At 59.6% G+C, this 17434-nt stretch carries 17 protein-coding genes; 8 read left to right on the top strand and 9 right to left on the bottom strand.

Translation table 11 applies throughout. From position 1 onward, the window contains the following. Positions 1–113: 113 nt before the first annotated feature. From KB449_RS19680 to mnmL, 6 genes are all read right to left on the bottom strand, one after another. Positions 114–584, bottom strand: coding sequence for a MogA/MoaB family molybdenum cofactor biosynthesis protein (locus tag KB449_RS19680; protein WP_282909987.1), 471 nt, complete (start codon positions 582–584; stop codon positions 114–116). A 206-nt stretch (positions 585–790) separates the two neighbouring features. Beyond that, positions 791–1273, bottom strand: a complete 483-nt coding sequence (locus tag KB449_RS19675; RefSeq protein WP_282909986.1) for a hypothetical protein — start codon at positions 1271–1273, stop codon at positions 791–793. 100 nt (positions 1274–1373) lie between these two features. Then, positions 1374–2351 carry a type I phosphomannose isomerase catalytic subunit gene (locus KB449_RS19670; protein ID WP_282909985.1) on the bottom strand — a complete coding sequence of 326 codons (978 nt, stop codon included), beginning with the start codon at positions 2349–2351 and terminating at the stop codon, positions 1374–1376. Then, positions 2348–2752 carry a VOC family protein gene (locus tag KB449_RS19665; protein ID WP_282909984.1) on the bottom strand — a complete coding sequence of 135 codons (405 nt, stop codon included), beginning with the start codon at positions 2750–2752 and terminating at the stop codon, positions 2348–2350. The genes KB449_RS19670 and KB449_RS19665 overlap by 4 nt, the downstream gene beginning before the upstream one ends. Before the next feature lie 16 nt (positions 2753–2768). Then, a complete protein-coding gene (gene mnmM / locus KB449_RS19660; RefSeq protein WP_282909983.1) occupies positions 2769–3389 on the bottom strand; it encodes a tRNA 5-(aminomethyl)-2-thiouridylate-methyltransferase MnmM in 621 nt (206 codons plus the stop codon). A 4-nt stretch (positions 3390–3393) separates the two neighbouring features. Continuing rightward, entirely contained in the window at positions 3394–4362 is a 969-nt protein-coding gene (gene mnmL, locus KB449_RS19655; protein WP_282909982.1) for a tRNA modification radical SAM protein MnmL/YtqA, read from the bottom strand. Between the two features lie 323 nt (positions 4363–4685). Between mnmL and KB449_RS19650 the strand changes: the two genes are divergently transcribed. From KB449_RS19650 to trmB, 3 genes are all read left to right on the top strand, one after another. Next, positions 4686–4874: a hypothetical protein gene (locus tag KB449_RS19650; RefSeq protein WP_090114083.1), complete on the top strand. Its 189-nt coding sequence runs from the start codon at positions 4686–4688 to the stop codon at positions 4872–4874. A 157-nt stretch (positions 4875–5031) separates the two neighbouring features. Continuing rightward, the gene (locus tag KB449_RS19645; RefSeq protein WP_282909981.1) at positions 5032–5862 is read left to right on the top strand and encodes an MBL fold metallo-hydrolase; all 831 of its coding nucleotides are present in this window, start codon (positions 5032–5034) and stop codon (positions 5860–5862) included. An 84-nt stretch (positions 5863–5946) separates the two neighbouring features. Then, positions 5947–6732, top strand: coding sequence for a tRNA (guanosine(46)-N7)-methyltransferase TrmB (gene trmB, locus KB449_RS19640; RefSeq protein ID WP_282909980.1), 786 nt, complete (start codon positions 5947–5949; stop codon positions 6730–6732). Between the two features lie 212 nt (positions 6733–6944). Here the strand turns inward: trmB and KB449_RS19635 are convergent, their stop codons facing one another. After that, a complete protein-coding gene (locus KB449_RS19635; RefSeq protein ID WP_282909979.1) occupies positions 6945–7190 on the bottom strand; it encodes a hypothetical protein in 246 nt (81 codons plus the stop codon). Positions 7191–7258: 68 nt separating this feature from the next. Beyond that, positions 7259–9010: a methyl-accepting chemotaxis protein gene (locus tag KB449_RS19630; protein WP_282909978.1), complete on the bottom strand. Its 1752-nt coding sequence runs from the start codon at positions 9008–9010 to the stop codon at positions 7259–7261. Positions 9011–9678: 668 nt separating this feature from the next. On the opposite strand from KB449_RS19630, the gene KB449_RS19625 reads away from it, so the two are divergent. The 5 genes from KB449_RS19625 to KB449_RS19605 all read left to right on the top strand — a co-directional run bounded on the left by KB449_RS19625 (position 9679) and on the right by KB449_RS19605 (position 12908). Further along, positions 9679–10917 (top strand): glycosyltransferase family 2 protein, encoded by a 1239-nt coding sequence (locus KB449_RS19625; protein WP_282909977.1) that lies wholly within the window; start codon positions 9679–9681, stop codon positions 10915–10917. A gap of 380 nt (positions 10918–11297) precedes the next feature. Next, positions 11298–11801, top strand: a complete 504-nt coding sequence (infC, locus tag KB449_RS19620) for a translation initiation factor IF-3 (RefSeq protein ID WP_282912867.1) — start codon at positions 11298–11300, stop codon at positions 11799–11801. An 18-nt stretch (positions 11802–11819) separates the two neighbouring features. After that, complete coding sequence (rpmI, locus tag KB449_RS19615; protein WP_090114073.1) at positions 11820–12020, top strand: 50S ribosomal protein L35; 201 nt, start codon at positions 11820–11822, stop codon at positions 12018–12020. Positions 12021–12083: 63 nt separating this feature from the next. After that, positions 12084–12443 (top strand): 50S ribosomal protein L20, encoded by a 360-nt coding sequence (gene rplT, locus KB449_RS19610; RefSeq protein WP_271751867.1) that lies wholly within the window; start codon positions 12084–12086, stop codon positions 12441–12443. 183 nt (positions 12444–12626) lie between these two features. Continuing rightward, positions 12627–12908 carry a hypothetical protein gene (locus KB449_RS19605; RefSeq protein WP_282909976.1) on the top strand — a complete coding sequence of 94 codons (282 nt, stop codon included), beginning with the start codon at positions 12627–12629 and terminating at the stop codon, positions 12906–12908. A gap of 258 nt (positions 12909–13166) precedes the next feature. Here the strand turns inward: KB449_RS19605 and KB449_RS19600 are convergent, their stop codons facing one another. Continuing rightward, positions 13167–17387: a glycoside hydrolase family 9 protein gene (locus tag KB449_RS19600; RefSeq protein WP_282909975.1), complete on the bottom strand. Its 4221-nt coding sequence runs from the start codon at positions 17385–17387 to the stop codon at positions 13167–13169. Between the last annotated feature and the right edge of the window lie 47 nt (positions 17388–17434).

Below are 17434 nucleotides of genomic sequence, written 5' to 3'. Positions count from 1 at the left end.
ATAGCGGCACCTCATGCCGCTAAGCCAATCGGTCCCGGGTTGTCGGGAGCAATAGCGGCACCGTGCGGCGGGACTGTGTTAACGTAGCGAAGCATGTTACATCCGATCGCGCGTTATCGCGGATCGTCCTTGTAGATCTCGCGCATGACGTGGCCGAGCTCGGGCACGATGAGCCGCGTCATCGCAAGGCGCACCGCCCCGGTCGAGCCGGGCATGGAAAACACGGCCGTGCGGCCCATCGTGCCCGCGATCGCCCGGGACAGCATGGCGGCCGTACCGATGTCCTCCGTGAAGCTGAGCATGCGGAAAATTTCGCCGAAGCCCGGCATTTCCTTGCTCAACATGCCGGCTACCGCTTCATAGGTGGTGTCTCGCGCAGCGATGCCGGTGCCGCCGTTCAACAGCACCGCTTCGATCGCAGGATCGCTTTCGGCCGAATGAAGCAGTTCGCGAATGCGTTCGACTTCGTCCGGCACGATCAGCGCGCTTCGGACGGTATGGCCATTCGCCTCAAGAAGCTCACGGATGAGCCGGCCGCTCTTGTCGGTGTCGGGGGTGCGAGTGTCGGATACGGTGACGATCATGCAGGCGACGGAGGACGGAGCCTCGCGTCTGTGCTGTTCGGCGGAAGTGATCGGTTCGATGGGGATGCAGCCTCCTTGGTCGCGTCGGGCGATATGGCGATATGGCGATATAAAAACGGCGAACCCGATTCGCGGACCATGGATCCGAAAATGCGGGTTCGCTCATCGTTGTGGCTCGGAAACGGATGAGGCATTCGCTTAAAGCTTTATTCGGGCCGGTACGCGGCCGACTCGTCCTGCGTATTCAAACCGTCGTCTACGTCCCGATCGTGCGCTGTCTCGGCAGGTCGGGCACGGATCAATCGGTCGGCAATCGCCGGCAGCAGAAGGAATAGAGCGTAGGCGAGCGTCATCCAGATCGTAAACGTATGATACTGCCCTTGATCGAGGTCGTACAGAACCTTGTCTCTATAAAGAAGGACGAAGGTATTCAGCAAAAGACCGATCAATGCGCCAATAAAGCCGAACCGGGTAGCCGAACCCGGCATTCTGAATAGTCTGAGACGCACGACGAGCGCGACGCCCAGGATGACGAGCGCCGTGAGCGCCTCGAGCAGGAACAGGGAGGCCCCGAATTGGCGATCCTCGGCGGCGACGAGCACCCAATCGCCGAACAGCATAAAAAACAGCGTCCCAAGGGCCCACATCGCGATGCCCAACCCGGACAAAATCAGCATTTGCCTCAGCATGCCATGGATCTTTCCTTTCGCATCCGCCCGGGGACGCGGGAGTGGTCTGACAATTGCCCGAACGCGGCTGCAGCCGAAGCTGCAGCGCGTCATGCGGGATTTAAGGCAGCTGGCTGCGCAGCACGGTCATATTGCCGCCGAGGCGGTAAGCGCCCAGATTGGCCGGGAGCAGGAGGCAGTCGCCGGCCTTAATGTCCAGGCTGCCGCCGTCCCACCCGATCGAGCCTTGGCCTTGCACGGCAATCAGGATAACGAAGCTGTCGGACGGCGTCGCCAGTTCCCAGTCGCCTTGGACGACGCCCTTGTCGGTCTCGAAGTATGGCGAGGAGGCGAGGCGCAGCCACTCTCCCGCCGGCGTGCCGGCCGAGGACATGCGGCTCGCGCCTGCGCCTTCGTAGTCGGTCACGTTCAGCGAATCCTCGATATGAAGCTCGCGCGGCTTGCCGTCGAGGCCCGGACGGTCGTAATCGTACAGACGGTAGGTCGTGTCCGAGTTCTGCTGGATTTCGGCCACCAGGACGCCCGCGCAGAGCGCGTGAACCGTACCGGCGGGAATATAGAACGTATCGCCGGCTTGAACGGACACTTCCTGCAGCGAATTCATGATCTTGCCTTCCTCGATGGCCGCGGCGAGCTTCTCGCGCGTCGTGCCCGGCTTCAGGCCGTAGATGATCTTGGCGCCGGGCGCGGCGTCGATGACGTACCACATCTCGGTCTTGCCCAGCTCGCCCTTGGGCAGGCCTGCATAGTGATCGTTAGGGTGAACTTGAACGGACAGATCATCGTTGCAATCGAGCAGCTTGATGAGCAGCGGAAAGCGGCCGAGGCCGGCGACCGCGCCCTTCGCGCCGAACCACTGCGCGCCGAAGCGCTCACGGATCTCGTCGAGCCCGAGACCGGCCAGCTCGCCGTTCTGCACGTGCGAGACGCCGTTCGGGTGGTCGGCGATCATCCAGCCTTCGCCGATATGGCCGGGGGGCACGTCGAAGCCGAACTGCTCCAGGGCGCGGCCGCCCCATACGCGTTCTTTGAACTCAGGCTTGAAGTGAAGGGGATAAGGTTTGGTCGATTGGGTCATGCTTGGTTGCCTCCTCTGGTCGATTGGAAAAATTCTAGCGACTCGCCGTCAGGCCCGCGGAAAAAGAAGTAGCGGCTTCCGTTCGGCAACGTCGTGATCTCGGCGTCGAGCCCGTCGACGTCCAGCATCGAGATGCGCGAATACTCGGCTTCGATGTCGTCGACGCCGAAGGCGACATGGTGCACGCGTCCCTCGGGAGCAAGCGTCCCGTCGTAGCCTTCGATGAGCTCGAGCTCCGTCTCGTCTGCGCCGGGGAACGACAGGAACGCGAGGCGGATCACGCCGTTCGTGTGAGGCAGCGTATCCGTATGTACGAGTCCGACGGTTTGCGCGTAAAAGGCGATGGAACGCTCCAGATTGCTTGCCATGATGCCGACATGCTCGATTTTTTTGACAGCCATATAGGCAGCCTCCATTTCATTTTTTCTCCAACGCATACAAATAGGGCGATCCCGCCCGCTTCGGAAAGCGGTACAGCAGCGCCTGGACGGCATCGTCGGGCAGTGCGGCGATCCAGTCGCCGACCGCAGACGCTTCGTCCTGCCCGCCTTCGTGGCCGGGGTAGACGGCGATCGTCGCGATGCCGCCCGGCGCGAGCAGGCGAAGAGCGGCATCGAGCGCTGCCAGCGTCGTGTCCGGCTTCGTAATGACCGGGCCCGCTCCGTCCGCCGAGGCCGGTCCGCCGGGCAGATAGCCGAGATTGAACATGACCGCGCCGACGCGCCCATGCGCGTCGGCGGGCACCAGCTCGGCCATCTCCTCATGCCCCGCATGCAGCAGTACGACCTCGGCGAGCGTTCGATCGCCGCCGGCCCCCGTCGTAGCTGCCGCAGCCGCCTCAAGCAGCCGTTTCCTCGTCCGCGCCAGCGCCTCCTCCTGCACGTCGAAGGCATACACCCGTCCGCCAGGGCCGGCCGCCTTGGCCAAGAACAACGTATCCACGCCGCCGCCGGCCGTTGCGTCGACCACCGTCGCGCCGGGCGAGATGCGCTCGGACACCAGCCGCTGGGCCATCGTCAGCACGGAAAGGAAGCCCATGCGGTCAGCGTCCCTTCCAGTGCTTACCCTGCCAGCTGCCGCGCCGCACCAGCTCCGCGTCGATGGCGTTCAGCACTTCCCATTTGTTCAGGCTCCACATCGGCCCGATCAAGAGATCGCGCGGCGCGTCGCCGGTCAGCCGGTGGACGATCATATCCGGCGGCAGCAGCTCCAGCGAGTCGACGATCAGCTTCACGTACTCGTCCATCTCAAGGAAGCGAAGCAGCCCGTCCCGCCATTGCCTTACCATCGGCGTCTTGCGCATGAGGTGAAGGAGGTGGATCTTGATGCCCTGCACGTCCATCGCAGCCGTCTGCCGCAGCGTCTCCATCATCATCGCCTCGTCCTCGCCGGGGAGGCCGTAGATGATATGCGTGCATACCCGGATGCCTCGCGCCCGGAGGCGCTCGACTGCGTCCACGTAGCAGGCCGTATCGTGGGCGCGGTTAATGAGCGTGGACGTGCTCTCGTGCACCGTCTGCAAGCCCATTTCAAGCCAGAGATAAGTCCGCTCGTTCAGCTCCGCCAGATAGTCGACGACGTCGTCGGGGAGACAGTCGGGACGCGTGGCGATGGAGAGGCCGACCAGCCCCGGCTGCTCGAGAATCACCTCGTAATATTCCTTCAGCGTAGCCAGCGGCGCGTACGTATTCGTATAAGCCTGAAAATAACCGATGTACTTGGCCTCCGGCCACTTGAGATGCTGGCGGTCCCGGATCGTATTGAATTGGGTGACGAGATCCTGCCGGCGGCTGCCCGCGAAGTCCCCGGAGCCGCGCGCGCTGCAGAACGTGCAGCCGCCGGCCGCGATCGAGCCGTCGCGATTGGGGCAGGTGAAGCCCGCGTCCAGCATAACCTTGAATACCTTCGTGCCGAATTCGCGCCTCATCTCGTGATTCCACGTATGGAATCGTTTGCCGCTCCATTCCGTAGGCGGGATGGCTGCGCCTGCTGTATTTTCGATGATCGGCATGTTCGTTCGCCGCTCCTTGTCGCTTGTCTTTAGTCGGATCGACTAGGCTGCTTCTATTGTAGCTGAAAATGCCCCGTCATACCATTTTCATCGATTCATTTTACAGCGGGACGGATTTCCGATAAAGAAGTTTTCTCAAAAAATGATGGCTTTAAGGCGCTCGCCTTCTTGCTAAACCTTACATGAACGTGTTATATTAAAAGTGCGTCAGATCAACAAATAAATCTGACATCAACACAAATAAGACGTCTGTCGGATACAGTCGTAAGAGTGCGGATAAGCTAGGTTTGACCCATCTTATATTCAGAAAGCGAGTGAAGTTCATGAACACGTCCGTACGTATTCCGCAAGGCGACGATACGATGAAGGTAGAGCTCACGGTCAAGGAAATGATGGCGCTGGCAGGCGTCAAGTTCAACAACAACCACAATGTCGGCGCGTCCGCGAAGAAGAAGCTTCAGGAAGCGATCGAAGTCCATTACCATATTGAAGAGAACCGTCCACTCAACTAATCCGACACAGACTTTTATAGACCGCCTCTCCCCTGCATGGGGAAGGCGGTCTTATTTCGCGTTCCGGGCGTTGGCTGGCGCCGCAGACCCGGCTTGTTCTTCCTCGACGACCGCGCTTGACTTATACTGAAGCGTAAAGGTTGAAGGAGGACGATCGATGCTGAGGATAGATGACGGAGCGGTAAAAGTATTCGAGAGCGATCTGTACCGGACTACCTCGACCGTCGTCGTGACGGACACGCATGTCCTTGTTGCGGATCCCTGCTGGCTTCCCCGGGAGGTCGAGGAAATCCGCGCTTACGTGGAACGCGTGCGTGGAGACCGTCAGGTCGCGCTGCTGTTCACGCATTCGGACTTTGACCATATTATCGGCTGGCGGGCGTTTCCTGACGCCATCGTCGTCGCGAGCGGCAGCTTCGCCCGCAGTCCGGCGGCGGAGCGCGAGCGGAACCTGCAACAGATCCGGGAATTCGACGACAAGTATTATTTGAAAAGAAATTACGAAATCGCCTTCCCGAACGTGGACCACCCGATGGACGGCGACGGCACGGCGCTTGCGCTCGGCGACGCGAGGCTCGTCTGCTACCAAGCGCCCGGACACAACGCGGACGGCATGATGACGGTTGTCGAGCCGTACGGCATTTTGATAGCGGGCGATTATTTGTCGGATGCGGAGTTCCCTTTTATTTTCCACGGCAGCGCCGACTACGAGGAGACGCTTCTCAAATTCGACGCGATCGCAGAGCGCCACGATATTAAGCTTTTCGTGCCGGGACACGGCTCGACGTCGAGCGATTCCGCTCATATGCGGGCACGCCGGGACGCGGATCTGCGATATATTCGGGAGCTGCGCCGGCTGATCCAGGCCGGAGACGAGGAAGGCGCGGCCCGTCTGATCGCCGATGCGCCGTTTCCGCTCAATCAGCGCAAGTATCATGAGGATAACGCGAATAAAATCAGGCAGGAACTTGCGGACGCTGCCCGATAAAGCGCGTGCCGCTTTACAAAGAACACAGAAGCCTGCACAATGGATGCGGCACGGTTTTATTATCGGCGATACGGGAGGATCTACATGCGATTGCGCGGCAGGAAATTTAAGCAAGGGCTTGAGGCACAGGCCGATCTGGTCGTGCTGGAGCCGCAGAAGCTGAAAGGGCGCTGGCACGAATTTTTCGGCAACGACCGTCCGATTATGATCGAGATCGGCATGGGCAAGGGCCGGTTTATCACCCAGATGAGCGCGAGAAATCCGGAAATCAACTACATCGGTATGGATATGTTCGACGAGCTGCTGCAGCGGGGCAGCGAGAAGGCGCGCGCGATATGGCAGGAAAAGGGCGAGGAGCGCGTGCCCAATCTGGCGCTGGTTCGGGGGAACGCGGAGTTTCTTGAAGATATGTTCGAGCCGGGCGAGCTCACGCGCATCTACCTGAACTTCAGCGATCCTTGGCCCAAGAGCAAGCACGGCAAGCGTCGGCTCACGCATCCGCTGTTCCTGATGAGGTACAAGCGGCTGCTGTCGGACGTCGGCGAGATTCATTTCAAGACCGACTCGCTCAGCTTGTTCGAATTTTCGCTCAACAGCTTCGCGGACACGGGGCTGCAGCTGCGCAACGTCTCGCTTCATCTCCATCGGGACGAGCTGCGCGAAGATCTCGTCATGACGGAGTATGAGACGAAGTTCGTCGGCTTGGGCCAACCGATCTACAGGCTCGAGGCCGTCATCGGCGCGCGCGCGCTCGCGGAGCACCGCGAGCGGCTTGACGCCGAGCACGCGGAGCAGGAGCGACGCGCCGAAGAGGCGCTGGCGCGCCGCAAGTCCGGGCATGCCGGCGCGGCGGAAGCGGACGACGAGTAGGCGCAGTACGAAGCGTCAACGCCGATGCATTCGGCGATGCGACCGGCGACAAAAAAGGATGTCTCCTGATCCGTAGGGGTCGGTAGATATCCTTTTTTTTATGGAATTTATATAATTGAGAGGGAATTTAGGGATGGATTACCTGGTCATTATAAAGGCTTGGCCGTAAAAAACTGCATTTGTACATGTATTTTGTACCGACCCGCGCCACTTCATAAAATACCTGCAAATATGCAGGTAAATGCAAAGGGCAAGCCAAAAACCCGGCCGATGAAGAAGAATAACTGCTTTTTTGCATCTATCCTGTTCCAAAGGAGCGGCATAGGCAAAAAAAGATGTATATTTGCAGGCAGTTGAGGCGAATGAACGACGCTGCGACGACAGGCAAGCCCGTCAGAACGGCTGTCGAATGAGCCGACGATAGGCGTTCCGCGTTGCGCCAGCTTCGGATACGCCAAGCTTAAAAGGATCGCCAGGGGGATCTTCCCCCTGGCGATTTTTCTTCTATGTTACTCATGGCACTGTCTTACAGCTTAAACCGATGCGCCATCAGCTGCAGCTCAGAGGCCAGGGCGCGCAGCGATTCGGCGGACGCGCTCAGCTCCTCCATCTCCGCAAGCTGCTCCTCGGTAGAAGCGGAGATCGTCTGCGCCAGCTCGTTGGCTTGACCGGCGATCCGATCCATCTCCTGCATGGACGCGGCCATCTCCTCCGAGCTCGCCGCCATTTGCTGCGCGGAGGACGAGGATTCCTGGATTTGCGACGCAACGCTTTGCGTAGACTTGACGATGGCGGCGAACGATTCGCCGGTGAGCAGGAGCGCTTGAACGCCCGCTTCGACCGCCTTTTGATTCATTTCCATTGTCGCACCCGCCTCGGACACATCCTGTTGCACGGTCCGGATCAGATCGGCGACTTCGGCAGCCGAGTCGCTTGAACGCTGCGCCAGCTTTTTGACCTCGGCAGCGACGACGGCAAAGCCCTTGCCTTCTTCGCCTGCGCGGGCGGCCTCGATCGAGGCGTTGAGCGCGAGCAGGTTCGTCTGGCTCGCCAGCTCCGCGATCGCCTCGGCGACGCCGCCGATCTGCGAGGAGCGCTCCGTCAAGCGGGCGAGAATGCCCGACAGCTTCTCGGTCGCCTCGCTGATCGCGCTCATCTTGGCATCGGTGGACTGCAGGAGCCGGTTGCCTTCGACCGCTTCGAACAAAGTGGTCTCCGACGAATCGAACGCCGCGGAGGACGTGTCCGCGATGCGCTGGATTCCCTGCGTCATTTCCTCCATGGACTGCGAGCTCTCCGTGGCCGCGCGCGCTTGCGTCTCGTTGCCCGAGGCGATCTCCTGCGCCGCCACCGCCATCTGCCTGCCGGCCTGCGTCGTCTCCGAGACCGCAAGGCTCATATTGCCCGAAGCCGCGTTCAGACGGTCGGCGTTCGCCAGCAGCAGCTTGACGATATCCCGAAGATTGTCGTGCATGCGGATGAACGAGCTGGCCAGATCTCCGATCTCGTCGCGGTTGCGAACGGCAAGATTAAGCTGGCTCAGATCGCCGGATGCCATGCGGGCGGCTTCGGCCGTGATTCGCTTGATGGGACTTACGATCGAGCGGATCAGCAGCCATAGCAGGGGCGCGAATACGAGCCAGCAGACTGCGACTGTGATCCAGATGGCGTTCAGAATATGGCCTTCGCCCGAATTGTAATCCTTCATATAGGAACCGGCAGCGATAATCCAGCCCCAGTCGCCTGGCACCTGCAGCGCGTAGGTGATCTTCTGGGCTTCCTTGTCCGAATTCGGCAGCGGCCAATCGTAAAGGGTAAAGCCGCCGCCCTGCATGCTTTTGGCGATCATGTCCTTTATGTAGTAGAAGCCCGAGCTCGTTTTTTTGTCGATAATGTTCTGGCCTTCGAGCAGCGGATGGCCCAGCAGGTCGCCTTTTTCGTTCAAAATGAAAAAGTAGCCGTTTTCGCCCAGATCGAAATCCTTCGTAATCGTGCGCGTCTCGCCCGACTTGGCGCCGATCAGCTGTTCTTTGACGTATTCCTGGGCCTCGGCTGCTTCCATGCGGCCGCTGGACGCCTCCGCTTCGAAGCCCTCCGTTATGCTTGCGGCCATGTTGACCAGATTCTGCAAATTTTTCTCGATCAACCGACCGGATTCGTCGTCGTAAATCCGAAAGCTGACCACGCCGAGCGCCGATACCGGAATAATAAGCGTCAGCAGGAACAAAGGAATAAGCTTAAGGCGAATCGATCTCCGCCACGAACGAACAAAATTCATGGTTTTACCCCTCCTTATGACAATAAAACTAGGACTTCAGTCATCTTCTATCGACATTATATTCGAAATTGGACAACGTTTCCAACCCGGCGCCAGGACGGCAGCGTATGAGCGCATCGGGCAAGGTTTTAAAAATAGTACGGATGAACCGGAAACCCGCGCGCCTCGGCTTCCGTCTTATTAAAGGGACAACTTTCCATGGGTTTGCGAAGCTGCTTCGATGAACAGCCGTATCGGCAAAACGGATCGGGAGGAGGAATGCCGTACAACCGCGAACGCGCCTCGTCGGCTTCGGACGGGAACGGGCCGTTTAACATGACCTGACGTATGGGTACACTTCTATGGAGATATTTGCGATCAACCGGGAAATGTCGCCAAACCGCCTGCCGCGCAGCCGTCAAATCGGTAATCGAACGAGACTGCAGACGCATTAACGGAGAATTCGGGCGTAAGAGGAGGATATAAGGAAGCATTCGGGAACATGGCAACATTGGTTGCGGTTTATTCCGCATATCCGGTCCGAAAGCGCCGGATACGGCATCCAACCGCTTTTGACAAAGCGAACCGAAGGTAAGAAAATCAAGCGTATGCTTTCGGACTCTCCGAGCTTGATCGCGCTAACAGAGAAAAATCATGAAAAATAGGGGTCCCAGGGGGTAATACCGCTTATGTTTAACAATCTGCTGCTCGGCGTTCAGGTGTTCTTTTTCCTGATCGGAGCCTATCAAGTGATCCTGTCCTTCTTCGGCTGGTACCGCAAGAAAGAGACCATCACGCACAAGCCGACCAAATCGTTCGCCCTTCTTGTGGCCGCTCACAACGAAGAAGCCGTCGTCGGCGCCCTTATCGAGAATTTGCTGAAAATGAAATACCCGCGCGAGCTGTTCGATATTTTCGTTATTTGCGACAACTGCACGGACGGCACGGCCCGGATCGTACGCGGCTACGAAGGCGTCTATGCTTGCGAACGCAACAATCCCGCTCAGCGGGGCAAGGGCTTCGCGATCGAATGGATGCTCAAGGAGCTGTGGAAGCGGCCCCGCCAGTACGACGCCATCGTTATGTTCGATGCCGACAACCTGGTCGCGACCGACTTCCTGCAGTACATGAACGAGGACCTGTGCAACGGACACCGCGTCATCCAGGGCTACCTGGACACCAAAAACCCGCACGACAGCTGGGTCAGCGCGGCCAACGGCATCAACTACTGGTTCTGCAACCGTCTGTGGCAGCTGCCGCGCTACAATCTCGGCCTGTCCAACTTTCTGGGCGGCACGGGCATGACGTTCGAGACCAAGCTGCTCAAGGAAATGGGCTGGGGCGCCACAAGCCTCGTGGAGGACCTGGAGTTCACCGTACGCTGCATACAACGCGGCATCAAGCCGAAGTTCAACTTCGACGCGCGCGTCTACGACGAGAAGCCGATTACGTTCCGCGCGTCCTCGCGCCAGCGTTTGCGCTGGATGCAGGGGCATTTCGACATCACGCGCCGCTATATGCTGCCCACGCTGTGGCAAGGCATCCGCGAACGGAGCTGGGTGAAAATCGACGCCGCTATTTATATTTTTAACGCGTACAATTTCTTGATGGGCTTCCTGCTGACTTTCACGCTCTGGTTCGATCTGCTGCTGCCGGGAGCGCCGCACTTCGACTCGATTTACTCGGTCGCGCCCGCCTGGATCGCGGTGCCGATCTCGCTGTACATCTACGCGCAGCTGCCGCTGTCGATGATGCTCGAGAAGGTCAGCTGGAAGCTGTACTTCAGGCTGATTACGTTCCCGATCTTCTTCTTCTCCTGGTGGCCGGTGACGTTCTGGGCGTTCTTTACCCAGAACAACAAGCAGTGGAGCCACACGGAGCACACGCGCGTGCTTCGACTCGAGGAAGTGCAAGGCAAGCAAATGTAGCGGGCATCTGCGGCGTCCGACGCGTCATCGTGGCGCGCGGGCGCCGTCCCGGCTTGCAGCCCGCTGCAGGCACGGAATTCGTTTGACATGCCTGGATGGGCGTGCTATAGTAGTTCGGTAACTGTTTAAATAACAGTGCTATCAAGAAGAAGCACCCGCTTCTCACCTGTTCGGCTGACGCCGGCTGGTCAGCGTAGCCTACGTATCCGGTCCGACCGTGCGAGCTTGCTCGCAGCCGGCGGCCATCCAACGTTAGCGAGCGGAATGCGGGCGAAGAGGCCCGCATTTTTTATGTTCTTCTTGACCTATTGGTTGCCCAGGTTGCAACGACGACCTTTTTCCATTAATGGAGGTGGAACGTTATTAGCAAGGATCATCAAATCAATGAGGAAATCCGGGCGAAGGAAGTCCGTCTGGTAGGCGCTGAAGGCGAACAGATCGGCATCAAGCCGTTCAGGGAAGCGATGCAGATGGCGATCGACGCCAATCTCGATCTGGTCAATGTAGCTCCGCAAGCGAAGCCGCCCGTATGTCGCATCATGGACTACGGCAAATTCCGCTACGAGCAACAGAAGAAAGAGAAGGAAGCCCGGAAGAATCAGAAGATCGTCGATCTGAAGGAAGTCTGGTTCCGTGCGAACATCGACGAACATGACTATCAGACGAAGATGCGCAACGTGATCAAGTTTCTCAAAGAAGGCGACAAGGTCAAATGCTCCGTGCGGTTCCGCGGTCGTGAGATTGCGCACTCCAACATCGGCCAGAAAATTCTCGAGCGCGTCGCGCAAGAAGCCACGGGCGAAGACCTGTGCGTCATCGAACGCGTGCCGAAGCTCGAAGGCCGCAGCATGATTATGATTCTGGCCCCCAAGGCCACCCACTGACGACAGGAGGAAATACAGATGCCTAAGATGAAAACCCACAGCAGCCTGAAGGACCGCTTCAAGATCACCGGCACCGGCAAGGTCAAGCGTTTCAAGGCTTACAAGAACCACTTGCTGTCCCACAAGTCCGGCCGCCAAAAGCGCGTTCTGGGTACGCAGCCGCTGCTGGCTGACGGCGACGTTCGCCGCATGAAGCAGCAACTGGCTAACCTGAAGTAATCACATAACCGGATTCGCTGCATCGGGCAGCGGACCTATACATTCACCGGGAGGTAATCTCAAATGGCAAGAGTCAAAGGCGGGTTCGTAACGCGCCGCCGTCGCAATAGAGTTCTGAAGCTGGCTAAAGGTTACTGGGGCGCCAAGCACCGCCTCTTCAAGAAAGCCAACGAACAAGTTCTGAAGTCCCTGACGTATGCATACCGCGACCGTCGCCAGACGAAGCGCAACTTCCGCAAGCTGTGGATCGTGCGTATCAACGCAGCCGCTCGTCAGAACGGCCTTTCCTACAGCAAGCTGATGTTCGGCCTGAAGCTGGCCGGCATCGAAGTGAACCGCAAGATCCTCGCCGACCTGGCCGTGAACGACATCACCGCGTTCAACTCGCTGGCAGGCACCGCCAAAGAAAAAATCAACGCGTAATCATTCGCGTATAAGACGCCTTCCCTTCGCCGGGACGGCGTCTTTTGCGTTCCGCGCGGAAATCCCCGGCATGCGGTTCCTCGACTTTTGCACGACTCCGCGATTCTCCGCGTACAAGCGTACAGCCATAACCACGCCCGCGGTCATATAATGAACGGACAAACGGTGAAGGGAGGAGTTCGAATGGCACGCGTGACTAAATCGCAAGTGCAAAAGCTCGTTGGACGCCATATCTATGCCGTTCGCAAGGACCGCTCCGTCGTATACGGCAAGCTGGTCGGCATAAAAGGAAATTCGCTCATTCTCGAGCGGGGAAGAGGCAAACAGGTTCAAACCAAAGCCATTATCCCGTTGGTTTTGTTCGATGTACTCGCCATTGGCACGGCCCCTTTTGCAGGCGGCTGGGGAGGCGGCTTCGGCGGCGGTTTTGGCGGTTGGGGCGGCGGCTGGGGCGGCTGGTGGTAAGCCGGTCCTCCGTATAGTCCGAACGCCACGTCAGTTGATCATTTAGTCGCTTATGATGTTACTATAGGAAAACATAACGGGAGGATCCGGCTTGACGGCCGCGTCTTCCCGTTTTTCATTGAAGGGCGAACCATTTCTGGATATTCCGGAATTTTGCGATTGGCGCAAGGCCGTGACGAATGAGCGGCGGGCGAAGCGCTCCCGCGAGCAATAGAAAGGAGCCGGCCAGCAGCTCGCCAGCAGCCGGCTCCCTTTCCGTTATCGCGCGACGGTCACGTTGTCGAAGTAGGCTTTCGTATTCGCATATACCCGCGCCCCGATTCGTCCGGAGGCAAGCGCACTGTCCGTGACGGCGAACTGAAGGACGCCGTTCTGGTAGACTGAAATGTTCGCGCCGCTCGCCACGATCTTGTACGTGTAGAACGTATCCGCGGCGACGCTTGGATTCGCGTACCCCAGCGCCGTTTTCACGCCGCCGACCGACTTGACGAGCTCCAGCCTCCGCCCGGTGCGGTCGTTGTTTTTCAAGTACAGCAAGTAGTAGTTGTCGCTGTCCGCGTAGCGGAACAATAGTCCCGCGTCCTTGTTGCCGCCCGAATTGTTCGTGACGCTGACATCAGCCTGAAGGGTATAGTCGGTCCATGCGGCATCGCCGGCGACGGAGAAGCTGTTGCCGCTGCCCGCCTGGCAGACGTACCGGCCGGCTTGCACCGACCAGGTGCCGCTCGTCGGCGTCCAGCCGTCCGGATTGCCGTCTTCGAAGTCGTCGGCCAGCAGCGTCCCGCTCACTGCGGGACCCGACTGAACCGCGCTGCTCACCGCGTCTCTCGTCGTATCCGTCGTATGAAAATAGTACGAATGAACGCCGAGCGGCAGCTTGGCCGTATACGCGTACGCTTTGCCGTCCGTATACGTCGTATCACCGTCGTCCACAGCCGTCATCGCGTGGACGACGCCGTCCAGGACGAGCTCCATGGCGAACGGCTTTTCGTTGTCCGCATCCGTATACGTTACGTTAAACGTATAGTTCGTATCCGCGTCTCCCGTTGCATGGTCTACGCCGCCCGCGGTCAGCGTCGGCGCGGAGCCGCTCGCGACGTTGGTCGCTTTGATCTCGTCCACGAGCAGCTCGCCGTAGCCGACGGCCGTCTGGTTCAGCCAGATCGCCATCGTCGTCTTTTTCTTGTTCACGGCGGGAGACAACGCGTCGAGATTGATCTGTAGGTCGGTCCAGGACGCAGGCACCGCCGCCCACCCGCTCGTCAGGTTATAAGTACGCGTGCCGTCGTTCAGCTCGATTTTCATGCGCAGGTTTGCGTAGCCGGGATTTTTTACCGTGAAATTCAAGTAACGATAACCCGACAGGTCGAGATAGTCGTGCCACGGCTGAAACTTGGCGTACGAGTTGGTCGCGGTCGGCGTCTGCGTGAACAGTCCGACCGAGCGGCCTTCCGCGGTCGTCTTGGCGAAAGTCGCCGTGCCGCCGTTCTGCGTATACCAGTTCACCCACTCGTTATTACCGCCGGTCGAACCCCATAGCCCCCCGCCGCCAAAGTCGTCGTACAGAAGCGGGTGCGAAGGATCGGGCAGCGGCGCCGCGACCGTGTAATGCGTCGAGCTGTAGGTATAATTGCCCGCGGCGTCCTTGCCTCTAACGTCGACCCGCTTGTTCGCATAAGGCGCCGAAGCGCTCTCGTCGATCGATGCGGCATAGACGGCGCCGGATACCGACATCGGGACATACGGGCCGCTTTGGCCCGAAGTCGAGTAGGACACGTCGCTCAATCCGGTTGCGGGACCCGCGAGTACGGTGACATTGCCGCGCACGTAATCGCCGATGACGGGCGAGAGCGTCGGCAGCCGCTGTGGCGCCGCGGCGCCGGCCGAGTTGGCCGCCGGATCCGAGCCGAGACTCATGATCGTATACAGCAGCCCCGCCTGGATGCTGATGCTGAACTCGTTGTAGCGCCATTGGTTCGTATCGTCCGCGTAGAGCGAACGGTCCTCGTACCACGGGCTGGCGCTGGTCTTGTCTTTCGTGTCCTTCATGTTCGGTCCGCTGACCATCGCGCCGGGGAAAACGATGCCGGGATTGCTCGCGTTGCCGTTCGCCCCTTCATCGTACCGCGTGTGCGGGTAGGTGACGAAGTCGGAGCCGATGCCCGACACCCAGCTGATGTTCCACGGGTTTTCGCCGAAGATCCAGTAGAGACCCTTCTCGACGGCGCGCAGTGCGGCAGGATCGCCGAACAGCTCGTAATAGCGCATCATGTCGCCCAGGTAGGAGGCATGCGGTTCGTTGACGCCGAAGTTTTTGAACTGGTTCAGCACGCCGTACGGCGTATCGTCCGCCGAAGACAAAAAGAAGTCGACCTGCTGCTTCAGCAGCTGCTGGATATGCGTCTTCGTTGCGGCATCGGCGACGGGGTAGAACTCCGCCAGCGACATCGGCCGCATATCCCAATAGTTGGTGGACGACAGGTCGGCGAACGTCAGCATGCCGATGTTGGCCGTTGCGGCAGTCTTATAGTCGGCATCGCCGGTCAGCAGGTACAGCTCCACGTCCGCGAGCAGCTTCGAATTCGGGATGCCGCCGCGCGTCGAGTAGGAGCCGACGACGCCGTCCGGGTGGGCGACGACATAGTCGTAGAAAACGATCGCGGCTGCCAGGCAATCGTCGGCAAAATCCTCGAGCGTCGCAATCTTCGCGGCATCGACGTCACCCTGCGCGATCGCCGCTTGGATCGCGCGCGCCGTCGCCGCTAGCGCGCCGGCCGCCTTGGCCGAGCCGCCGACGCCGAGCCCGCTGATCCGGCGGTCGTCGGCGTTGCCGTTGACGTTGTCCGTCGACTTTTCCGGATGCACGAAGGAGGCGTTGTTCTTGATGTCGTACAGCTCGCCGTCGAATTGATCGGCCCACTTGATCAGGTATTCGCTGCCGAAGACCGCTTCGTCGACGAGATCGGGAATGCCGTTCGCGTCGTTGTCGTACTTGACGGCGGCGGCGTCCGCATGGCGGATATAGGCGAGCGCGATCTCGGCCGCGACCCACTGGTTGCCGGCGTATTTGCCGTAGTCGCCCGCATCGTACCAGCCGCCCGTCAGATCGTAATGCGTCGAGCCGTCGATCGAAGCGGCGTCGTCCAAATGGCCGGCTCCATGATACAGCTTGGCGGAAGGCGCGACGGTGCTGTATCCTGCCGGATACGCGTCATCCGTCGCAACGCCCGCCCGCAGCAGCCGGTAGAATGCCGTCATCTCGTCCTTGTAGTCGGTCCAGACATTGGCCTTGATCGGGAACGGATAGGAAGAGACGCCGTTCGTGACGATCGTGTAACCGGCGCCCGTGGCGGATACGGCCGAAAAGTCGATCCCATAAACATGACGGTTCCAGAAGAAGCCCTCGTATGTCATCGTACCGGAGGTCACCACGTTTCCGCCGCCGTCCTTCACCTTATACGACAGATCGGACAATGGGCTCGTCGACACGACCTGGGCGTCCTTGAACCCGCCGGCATTGTAGCCGGCCTGGCTGACGACGACGTCGAGCGCCTCGTTCGATTGCGTGACGACAGGAGCAGACTGAAGCGGCGTCCGCACCTCGTCCGAAGTGAGATCGCCGGCGCGGAAAAAGTGCGTATGCGTCCCGGCTGGCAGCTTCGTGATGTAGTAATAGTCTTTGCCGTCCGAATAGGTCGTATCGCCGCTATCGGTCTCGAGCATGTCGTAGGCGACGTCGTCGACGACGAGCTGCATGGCGAACGGCTTTTCATTGTCGGCGTCCGTATACGTCGCCCGGAAGGTGAACGCGGTGTTTTGCGTATAGGTCGCCGAGTTCGCGCTCATGCTGCCGGTCAGCGACGGCGGGGTGCCGCTGTCGTCCGTCGAGGCGAAAATGTCGTCGATGAGCGTCTCGCCGTAGGCGCCGCCCGACTGTCGCAGCCAAATTTCAAGTTTGGCCGTCTTCTTCTTGAGCGCGGGGGCGAGCGTAGCGAGGTCGTATCGCTGGGTCGTCCAACTCGTCGGTACGGAAATCCATCCGCCCGTCAGATTATAATTGACGGTCCCGTCGTTAACCGCGACCCGGATGAGCGAGTCGGCGTAGCCCGGATTTTTCATCGTAACGTTCAGGTAACGGTAGCCCGTCAGGTCGACGGACTCGTTCATCGGCTGGAACTTCGCCCAGGAGGAGCCGTTGCTCGGCGTCTGCGCGAACTTGCCGACCTGCCGCGAATCGACCGTGACCTTGGAAAAGGCGCCGGTGCCGCCGTTTTGGTTGTACCAGTTCGTCCAGTTCTGCTTGTACAGTCCGCCTCCGCCGAAATCGTCGTACAGCAGCGGATTGCCGGGGCCCGGCAGCGGCGCGACGGCCGCCGAGACGGCGCCGAGCGGCGAGAGCAGTCCGAGCAAAAGCGCTAGACCCAGCAAGCCGGCAAGCGATTTTTTGCCGGTTCCTTTCTTTCTCCAAAAGCTGGTCATTAACGAAGCCTCCGTTCTTTATTTGAAATCGCTTACACAATTATCGT

Origin of the sequence: Cohnella hashimotonis, from assembly GCF_030014955.1 — a bacterium.
GTDB classification, from domain to species: domain Bacteria; phylum Bacillota; class Bacilli; order Paenibacillales; family Paenibacillaceae; genus Cohnella; species Cohnella hashimotonis.
Note: the sequence above shows the minus strand (reverse complement) of the source record. Positions and strands in the feature narration are given on the sequence as shown.